1 protein-coding gene is annotated in these 335 nt (G+C 44.5%); it reads left to right on the top strand.

What is annotated here, in order from left to right:
* On the top strand, positions 1 to 335 hold a 335-nt coding region (locus M1F65_RS05080), incomplete at both ends, for a MucBP domain-containing protein (RefSeq protein WP_247925586.1).

The following is a 335-nucleotide window of genomic DNA, read 5'->3' as shown; positions in this document are numbered from 1 at the left end:
GGTTACCGCTTCGTAGAGACTAAGAAACTTCCAAACGGCGACACAGAACACGTTTATGAGAAGGTTAAGACTAGTCACAAGGATAAGGAAGGGAATGAAATTCCAGGTTATCCAAGCGAAGACGGTGAACAACCTAAGAAGGATATTCCAGGTTACCGCTTCGTAGAGACCAAGAAACTTCCAAACGGCGACACAGAGCACGTTTATGAGAAGGTTAAGACCAGTCACAAGGATAAGGAAGGGAATGAAATTCCAGGATATCCAAGCGAAGACGGTGAACAACCTAAGAAGGATATTCCAGGTTACCGCTTCGTAGAGACCAAGAAACTTCCAAA

This window comes from Streptococcus oralis, from assembly GCF_023109195.1.
GTDB classification, from domain to species: domain Bacteria; phylum Bacillota; class Bacilli; order Lactobacillales; family Streptococcaceae; genus Streptococcus; species Streptococcus oralis_BV.
Note: the sequence above shows the minus strand (reverse complement) of the source record. Positions and strands in the feature narration are given on the sequence as shown.